Here is an 8238-nt window from a genome sequence, read left to right as displayed (position 1 = left end):
TCCATAAATACGGTGTAAGTTGCCAGCGCCGCCCCCTGATTTTGCTGCGGAACCGCTTTTACCGCCACTACACCCAATGCCGGGAACACCAGCGAAAACCCGGCCCCCGCCAGTAAGACGCCGATTTTCGCCATCCACGGCATAGTCGCCACGCCAACCAGTAGCAGGCCGATTATCTCAACGCTAAAGCAAATCATCGCTACGTTTAAGCCACCGATACGGTTAATGCCGTTAGGGAATAACAAACGCGTACCGACAAACGCACAGCTAAACAGCGTCAGCGCGAAAGCCGCACCGTCCCAACCTTTAGCGTCATAAAACAGCGTGATAAAGGTGGCGATGACGCCAAATCCGGCGGAAGCCAGTGCCAGCGCCATACCGTACAGCCAGACGCTCCCAAGCACCGCGCGAAACGGCAGCGGTTTGCCTTTACTGGCTTTTACCGTCGGACGCGGGATCGCCAACAAAATGGCCACCAGCGCCACGCCCATAATGATTAACGCTAACGCCTGCAAGCCGCCCCAGTGATAAAACACGACGCCTAACGGCGCACCCATCGCCATCGCCCCGTAAGTGACAATGCCGTTCCACGAAATCACCCGCCCGATATGCAGCGAGCCAACCACGCCAACGCCCCACAGGGTCGATCCCGTTCCGGCAAAACTTTGCCCAATCCCAAGGATGACGCGCCCCAGGCAAAGTAATAACAGGCTGATGACAGGCAGACTGGCGGTTAATCCTGCCGTCAGATACCCCAGGCCGCTCAAAAAGCAGCCGCATAAACCGAAGACGACAATCTTTTTGGGTCCCAGCAAATCGGCATAACGTCCGGCATGAGGGCGGCTCAGCAAGGTGGCGAAATATTGCAGGCTGATAACCAATCCTGCCCAGAAAGCGCTAAAGCCCATCACATCATGGACATAGCCCGGTAATACAGCGAGCGGCAACCCGATGGTGAGGTAGCTGGCGAAGTTAAACATGACAATGGAGACAATGCGCAAATTCAGGCGCAATCCGTTTAGCGCGGGTTCGGCTACGGGTTCGGGCATGAGGATCACCACATTTTTACAACAGTGTTTCATTTTTACCATGTGCTGACGTGAAAATCAGCAGTAAGAATCAGAATATTGCTGGCGTGACTCCCGCTACACTTAATACAAAAAGTCACAAGGAAGCCCCAATGGAAACCCCTCAACCCGATAAAACGGGCATGCACATTCTGCTCAAGCTGGCCTCGCTGGTAGTGATCCTCGCGGGCATTCACGCAGCGGCAGATATCATTGTGCAGCTGTTACTGGCGCTGTTTTTTGCCATCGTCCTCAACCCGCTCGTCACCTGGTTTATTCGTCGGGGAGTACAACGCCCCGTTGCCATTACGATTGTAGTGGTGGTGATGCTGATCGCACTAACCGCGCTGGTCGGCGTACTGGCGGCATCGTTTAACGAATTTATCTCTATGCTGCCGAAGTTTAATAAGGAGCTGACGCGCAAACTTTTTAAATTGCAGGAGATGTTGCCTTTTCTTAATTTGCATATGTCGCCGGAGCGAATGCTGCAGCGGATGGACTCGGAAAAAGTGGTTACCTTCACCACAGCGCTAATGACCGGGCTTTCCGGGGCAATGGCGAGCGTGCTTTTGCTGGTGATGACCGTAGTTTTTATGCTGTTTGAAGTGCGCCACGTCCCTTACAAAATGCGTTTTGCGCTGAATAATCCACAGATTCACATCGCGGGATTACACCGCGCACTTAAAGGCGTTTCGCACTATCTTGCATTGAAGACGCTACTCAGTTTATGGACAGGTGTCATCGTCTGGCTGGGGCTGGAGCTGATGGGGGTACAGTTTGCGCTGATGTGGGCAGTACTGGCGTTTTTGCTTAACTACGTGCCCAATATCGGCGCGGTAATTTCCGCCGTACCGCCAATGATTCAGGTGCTGCTGTTTAATGGTATTTACGAATGTATTCTGGTCGGCGCATTGTTTTTAGTTGTCCATATGGTCATCGGCAATATTTTAGAGCCACGGATGATGGGCCATCGCCTGGGGATGTCCACCATGGTGGTATTTCTTTCATTGTTAATTTGGGGATGGCTGCTCGGCCCGGTAGGGATGCTACTTTCGGTGCCATTAACCAGTGTGTGTAAAATCTGGATGGAAACCACCAAAGGCGGTAGCAAACTGGCGATTTTACTGGGGCCAGGCAGACCGAAAAGTCGGTTACCGGGATGAGGCGACAAGTGATACGATACGCACTTTCATTTTCCATTAAACGTTGGCCCTGATATGTATCGGATAGTTCTGGGGAAAGTTTCGACCTTAAGCGCAGCTCCACTGCCACCGGGTTTACGCGAGCAAGCACCGCAAGGTCCACGACGCGAACGCTGGCTGGCGGGGCGTGCATTGCTTTCGCACACGCTTTCCCCGCTACCGGAGATCATCTATGGCGAACAAGGCAAACCTGCATTTGCGCCGGAAACGCCGCTATGGTTCAACTTAAGCCATAGCGGTGACGATATCGCCCTGCTGTTGAGTGATGAAGGCGAAGTCGGCTGCGATATCGAAGTGATTCGCCCGCGCGCCAACTGGCGCTGGCTGGCGAACGCCGTATTCAGCCTCGGGGAACACGCTGAGATGGACGCCGTGCATCCTGATCAGCAACTGGAAATGTTCTGGCGCATCTGGACGCGCAAAGAAGCCATCGTTAAACAGCGTGGCGGCAGCGCCTGGCAAATCGTCAGCGTAGACAGCACCTATCACTCCTCGCTGTCAGTCAGCCATTGTCAGCTTGAAAATTTAAGCCTGGCGATCTGCACCCCTACTCCCTTTACGCTCACCGCCGACAGTGTGCAATGGATCGATTCAGTTAACTGATCCGCCCACCCGACTGCCCATCTATTGATCCAGAACAGGTAATCAGTATGACGAATACTTAAAATCGTCATACTTATTTCCGCCATCTATTTTAATCCATTGGGGTTACCATGCTCTCCACACTCCGCCGCACTCTATTTGCGCTGCTGGCTTGTGCGTCTTTTATCGTCCATGCCGCTGCACCAGATGAAATCACCACCGCCTGGCCGGTGAATGTCGGGCCACTAAACCCGCACCTTTACACGCCTAACCAGATGTTCGCCCAGAGCATGGTTTATGAACCATTGGTGAAATATCAGGCAGACGGTTCGGTGATCCCGTGGCTGGCAAAAAGCTGGACTCATTCAGAAGATGGTAAAACCTGGACCTTCACCCTGCGTGATGACGTGAAATTCTCCAACGGTGAACCGTTCGATGCCGAGGCGGCGGCAGAAAACTTCCGCGCAGTGCTCGATAACCGTCAACGTCACGCCTGGCTGGAGCTGGCAAACCAGATTGTTGATGTTAAAGCACTCAGTAAAACAGAGCTGCAAATTACCCTGAAAAGCGCCTACTATCCTTTCCTGCAAGAACTGGCCCTGCCCCGTCCTTTCCGTTTTATCGCTCCCTCGCAGTTTAAAAACCATGAAACCATGAACGGAATTAAAGCGCCGATTGGCACCGGACCGTGGATTTTGCAGGAATCGAAACTGAATCAGTACGATGTCTTCGTCCGTAACGAAAACTACTGGGGCGAAAAGCCAGCGATTAAAAAGATCACCTTTAACGTCATCCCGGACCCGACTACCCGCGCGGTGGCGTTTGAAACTGGCGATATCGACCTGCTGTACGGAAACGAAGGGTTATTACCGCTCGATACCTTCGCCCGCTTTAGCCAGAATCCGGCTTACCACACCCAACTGTCACAGCCGATCGAAACCGTGATGCTGGCGCTCAATACCGCCAAAGCCCCCACCAACGAGCTGGCAGTACGTGAAGCTCTTAATTACGCGGTAAACAAAAAATCGCTGATTGATAACGCGTTATATGGCACCCAGCAGGTCGCCGACACCCTGTTTGCCCCTTCTGTGCCTTACGCTAATCTCGGCCTGAAACCGCGCCAGTACGATCCGCAGAAAGCGAAAGAGTTGCTGGAAAAAGCCGGTTGGACGCTGCCTGCGGGCAAAGACATCCGCGAGAAAAATGGTCAGCCGCTGCGCATTGAACTGTCGTTCATCGGCACCGATGCGTTAAGCAAATCGATGGCGGAAATCATTCAGGCTGATATGCGCCAGATTGGCGCAGATGTCTCGCTGATTGGCGAAGAAGAGAGCAGTATCTATGCTCGTCAGCGCGACGGTCGTTTTGGCATGATTTTCCACCGCACCTGGGGCGCGCCATACGATCCACACGCCTTCCTGAGTTCAATGCGCGTACCGTCGCACGCTGACTTCCAGGCACAGCAAGGATTAGCCGACAAGCCGCTGATTGATAAAGAGATCGGCGAAGTGCTGGCGACCCATGACGAAACGCAACGTCAGGCGCTGTATCGCGACATTCTGACCCGTCTGCATGACGAGGCGGTTTATCTGCCTATCAGCTACATCTCGATGATGGTGGTATCAAAACCGGAGCTGGGTAACATCCCCTACGCGCCGATCGCCACCGAAATTCCGTTCGAACAGATTAAACCGGTGAAACCTTAATGTTGCGTTACGTATTACGCCGCTTTCTGCTGCTGATCCCGATGGTGCTCGCCGCCTCGGTGATCATTTTTCTGATGCTGCGCCTCGGTACCGGCGACCCGGCGCTCGATTATTTGCGTCTGTCTAACCTGCCGCCGACGCCGGAGATGCTGGCCTCTACCCGCACCATGCTGGGACTGGATCAGCCGCTGTACGTCCAGTACGGCACCTGGTTGTGGAAGGCGCTGCATCTTGACTTTGGTATCTCATTCGCCAGCCAACGCCCGGTACTGGACGATATGCTGAACTTCCTGCCCGCCACGCTGGAACTTGCAGGTGCGGCGCTGGTATTAATTCTGCTCACTTCCGTACCGCTCGGTATCTGGGCGGCGCGCCACCGCGACCGTCTGCCGGATTTCGCCGTACGTTTCATCGCGTTTCTTGGCGTGTCGATGCCTAACTTCTGGCTGGCGTTTTTACTGGTGATGGCGTTTTCGGTGTATCTGCAATGGCTACCCGCGATGGGTTACGGCGGCTGGCAGCACATCATTTTGCCTGCGGTTTCCATTGCCTTTATGTCGCTGGCGATTAACGCGCGTTTACTGCGCGCCAGTATGCTGGACGTCGCCGGTCAGCGTCACGTCACCTGGGCGCGTCTGCGCGGCCTGAACGACAAACAGACCGAACGTCGCCACATCCTGCGCAATGCCTCGCTGCCGATGATCACCGCCGTGGGGATGCACATCGGCGAACTGATCGGCGGGACGATGATTATCGAAAACATCTTTGCCTGGCCGGGCGTCGGGCGCTATGCGGTGTCGGCGATTTTTAACCGTGACTATCCGGTGATCCAGTGCTTTACGCTGATGATGGTGGTGGTTTTTGTGGTCTGTAATTTGATTGTCGATTTGCTCAACGCCGCGCTGGACCCGCGCATTCGTCGTCATGAAGGAGCGCACGCGTGAACTTTTTCCTCTCTTCCCGCTGGTCGGTACGCCTGGCGCTGATCATTATCGCCCTGCTGGCGCTGATTGCGCTTACCAGCCAGTGGTGGCTGCCGTATGACCCTCAGGCTATTGATCTGCCGTCGCGCCTGCTTTCGCCGGATGCGCAGCACTGGCTGGGCACCGATCACTTAGGGCGTGATATTTTCTCGCGGCTGATGGCGGCGACCCGCGTGTCGCTCGGTTCGGTAATGGCCTGCCTGCTGCTGGTGCTGACATTAGGGCTGGTGATTGGCGGCAGCGCCGGACTGATTGGCGGACGCGTTGATCAGGCCACCATGCGCGTCGCCGATATGTTTATGACCTTCCCGACCTCGATTCTGTCGTTCTTTATGGTTGGCGTGCTCGGCACCGGGCTGACCAACGTAATTATCGCCATCGCCCTGTCGCACTGGGCGTGGTATGCACGCATGGTGCGCAGCCTGGTGATTTCACTACGCCAACGCGAGTTTGTGCTGGCGTCACGGCTTTCCGGTGCGGGCCATGTGCGGGTGTTTGTCGATCATCTGGCAGGCGCGGTGATCCCTTCGCTGCTGGTGCTGGCAACGCTGGATATCGGCCATATGATGCTGCACGTCGCGGGGATGTCTTTCCTTGGCCTCGGTGTGACCGCGCCGACCGCCGAATGGGGCGTGATGATTAACGACGCGCGCCAGTATATCTGGACCCAGCCGCTGCAAATGTTCTGGCCGGGGCTGGCGCTGTTTATCAGCGTGATGGCCTTTAACCTGGTGGGTGACGCACTGCGCGATCATCTGGATCCTCATCTGGTGACGGAGCACGCACACTAATGCCGCAACAGATTGAACTACGTAATATCGCGCTACAGGCCGCGCAGCCGCTGGTACACGGTGTATCGTTAACCCTGCAACGCGGGCGCGTGCTGGCGTTAGTCGGCGGTAGCGGCAGCGGGAAATCATTAACCTGCGCCGCGACGCTGGGCATTTTGCCCGCTGGCGTTCGCCAGACGGCGGGGGAAATTTTAGCCGATGGCAAACCGGTTTCGCCTTGCGCCCTGCGCGGCATCAAAATTGCCACCATCATGCAGAACCCGCGCAGCGCCTTTAATCCACTGCACACCATGCACACCCACGCGCGGGAAACCTGCCTGGCGTTAGGGAAACCCGCCGATGACGCTACGCTTACCGCTGCCATAGAAGCGGTGGGGCTGGAAAACGCCGCGCGCGTGCTGAAGCTGTACCCGTTCGAGATGAGCGGCGGCATGTTGCAGCGCATGATGATTGCGATGGCGGTGCTGTGTGAATCACCGTTTATCATCGCCGATGAACCGACCACCGACCTCGACGTGGTAGCACAGGCGCGCATCCTCGATCTGCTGGAAAGCATTATGCAAAAACAAGCGCCGGGAATGCTGCTGGTGACCCATGATATGGGCGTTGTGGCGCGTCTGGCGGATGACGTGGCGGTGATGTCTGACGGTAAGATTGTCGAACAGGGCGATGTAGAAACGCTGTTTAACGCCCCCAAACATACAGTGACGCGCAGCCTGGTTTCCGCTCATCTCGCCCTCTACGGTATGGAGCTGGCATCATGACTTTACTTAACATCTCCGGCCTTTCCCATCACTATGCGCACGGTGGATTTAACGGAAAACATCAACATCAGGCGGTGCTGAATAACGTTTCCCTGACCCTGAAAAGCGGCGAAACCGTCGCCCTGCTGGGGCGCAGCGGCTGCGGGAAAAGTACCCTCGCGCGGTTGCTGGTGGGTTTAGAATCGCCCGCGCAGGGGAATATTAGCTGGCGTGGCGAACCGCTGGCGAAACTCAATCGCGCCCAGCGTAAAGCGTTCCGCCGCGATATTCAGATGGTATTTCAGGACTCCATCAGCGCCGTGAATCCGCGCAAAACCGTGCGCGAGATCCTGCGTGAACCGATGCGCCACCTGCTATCACTGAAAAAATCCGAACAACTGGCGCGCGCCAGCGAAATGCTGAAGGCGGTCGATCTCGATGACAGCGTTCTCGACAAACGCCCACCGCAGTTAAGCGGCGGCCAGCTCCAGCGCGTCTGCCTGGCTCGCGCGCTGGCGGTCGAACCGAAACTACTGATTCTGGATGAAGCCGTTTCTAACCTTGATCTCGTGTTACAGGCGGGCGTCATTCGCCTGCTGAAAAAGCTACAACAACAGTTTGGCACCGCCTGCCTGTTCATCACCCACGACTTACGCCTGGTGGAACGCTTCTGTCAGCGGGTGATGGTGATGGACAACGGACAAATCGTCGAAACCCAGGTGGTGGGAGATAAATTAACCTTTTCCTCTGACGCCGGACGTGTGCTACAAAACGCGGTATTACCCGCATTCCCCGTGCGCCGTCGCACCACAGAAAAGGTTTAACGCAAATGCAACGAGTCACCATCACGCTTGATGACGATTTACTGGAGACGCTGGACAGCCTGAGCCAGCGTCGTGGTTATAACAATCGTTCCGAAGCTATCCGCGATATTCTGCGTAGCGCCCTGGCCCAGGAGGCCACTCAGCAGCACGGCACGCAAGGTTTCGCGGTGCTCTCCTATGTGTATGAACACGAAAAACGCGACTTAGCCAGCCGCATTGTCTCCACCCAGCACCATCACCACGATCTCTCCGTCGCCACGCTGCATGTGCATATCAATCACGACGACTGTCTGGAAATCGCCGTGCTGAAAGGTGATATGGGCGACGTGCAGCATTTTGC

At 55.7% G+C, this 8238-nt stretch carries 9 protein-coding genes; 8 read left to right on the top strand and 1 reads right to left on the bottom strand.

Going from position 1 to position 8238, the window contains the following annotated elements:
• Positions 1–1082, bottom strand: a 1082-nt coding sequence (locus E0D98_RS19145) for an MFS transporter (protein WP_131890846.1), incomplete at its 3' end; no start/stop codon positions are given.
• A gap of 98 nt (positions 1083–1180) precedes the next feature.
• Between E0D98_RS19145 and E0D98_RS19140 the strand changes: the two genes are divergently transcribed.
• The 8 genes from E0D98_RS19140 to nikR all read left to right on the top strand — a co-directional run.
• The gene (locus E0D98_RS19140) at positions 1181–2230 is read left to right on the top strand and encodes an AI-2E family transporter (RefSeq protein WP_001297848.1); all 1050 of its coding nucleotides are present in this window, start codon (positions 1181–1183) and stop codon (positions 2228–2230) included.
• Positions 2231–2284: 54 nt separating this feature from the next.
• Complete coding sequence (gene acpT / locus E0D98_RS19135; protein WP_000285784.1) at positions 2285–2872, top strand: 4'-phosphopantetheinyl transferase AcpT; 588 nt, start codon at positions 2285–2287, stop codon at positions 2870–2872.
• Positions 2873–2982: 110 nt separating this feature from the next.
• Positions 2983–4557: a nickel ABC transporter substrate-binding protein gene (nikA, locus tag E0D98_RS19130; RefSeq protein WP_000953356.1), complete on the top strand. Its 1575-nt coding sequence runs from the start codon at positions 2983–2985 to the stop codon at positions 4555–4557.
• The gene (gene nikB / locus E0D98_RS19125) at positions 4557–5501 is read left to right on the top strand and encodes a nickel ABC transporter permease subunit NikB (RefSeq protein ID WP_000947068.1); all 945 of its coding nucleotides are present in this window, start codon (positions 4557–4559) and stop codon (positions 5499–5501) included. The genes nikA and nikB overlap by 1 nt, the downstream gene beginning before the upstream one ends.
• Positions 5498–6331, top strand: coding sequence for a nickel ABC transporter permease subunit NikC (gene nikC / locus E0D98_RS19120; protein ID WP_001008963.1), 834 nt, complete (start codon positions 5498–5500; stop codon positions 6329–6331). The genes nikB and nikC overlap by 4 nt, the downstream gene beginning before the upstream one ends.
• Complete coding sequence (nikD, locus tag E0D98_RS19115) at positions 6331–7095, top strand: nickel import ATP-binding protein NikD (protein ID WP_001136229.1); 765 nt, start codon at positions 6331–6333, stop codon at positions 7093–7095. Before nikC ends, nikD begins: the two co-directional genes overlap by 1 nt.
• Complete coding sequence (nikE, locus tag E0D98_RS19110) at positions 7092–7898, top strand: nickel import ATP-binding protein NikE (protein ID WP_000173630.1); 807 nt, start codon at positions 7092–7094, stop codon at positions 7896–7898. Before nikD ends, nikE begins: the two co-directional genes overlap by 4 nt.
• Before the next feature lie 5 nt (positions 7899–7903).
• On the top strand, positions 7904–8238 hold a 335-nt coding region (gene nikR / locus E0D98_RS19105), incomplete at its 3' end, for a nickel-responsive transcriptional regulator NikR (RefSeq protein ID WP_131890843.1).

Origin of the sequence: Escherichia sp. KCJ4928, from assembly GCF_004352695.1 — a bacterium.
Lineage (GTDB): Bacteria > Pseudomonadota > Gammaproteobacteria > Enterobacterales > Enterobacteriaceae > ECMA0423.
Note: the sequence above shows the minus strand (reverse complement) of the source record. Positions and strands in the feature narration are given on the sequence as shown.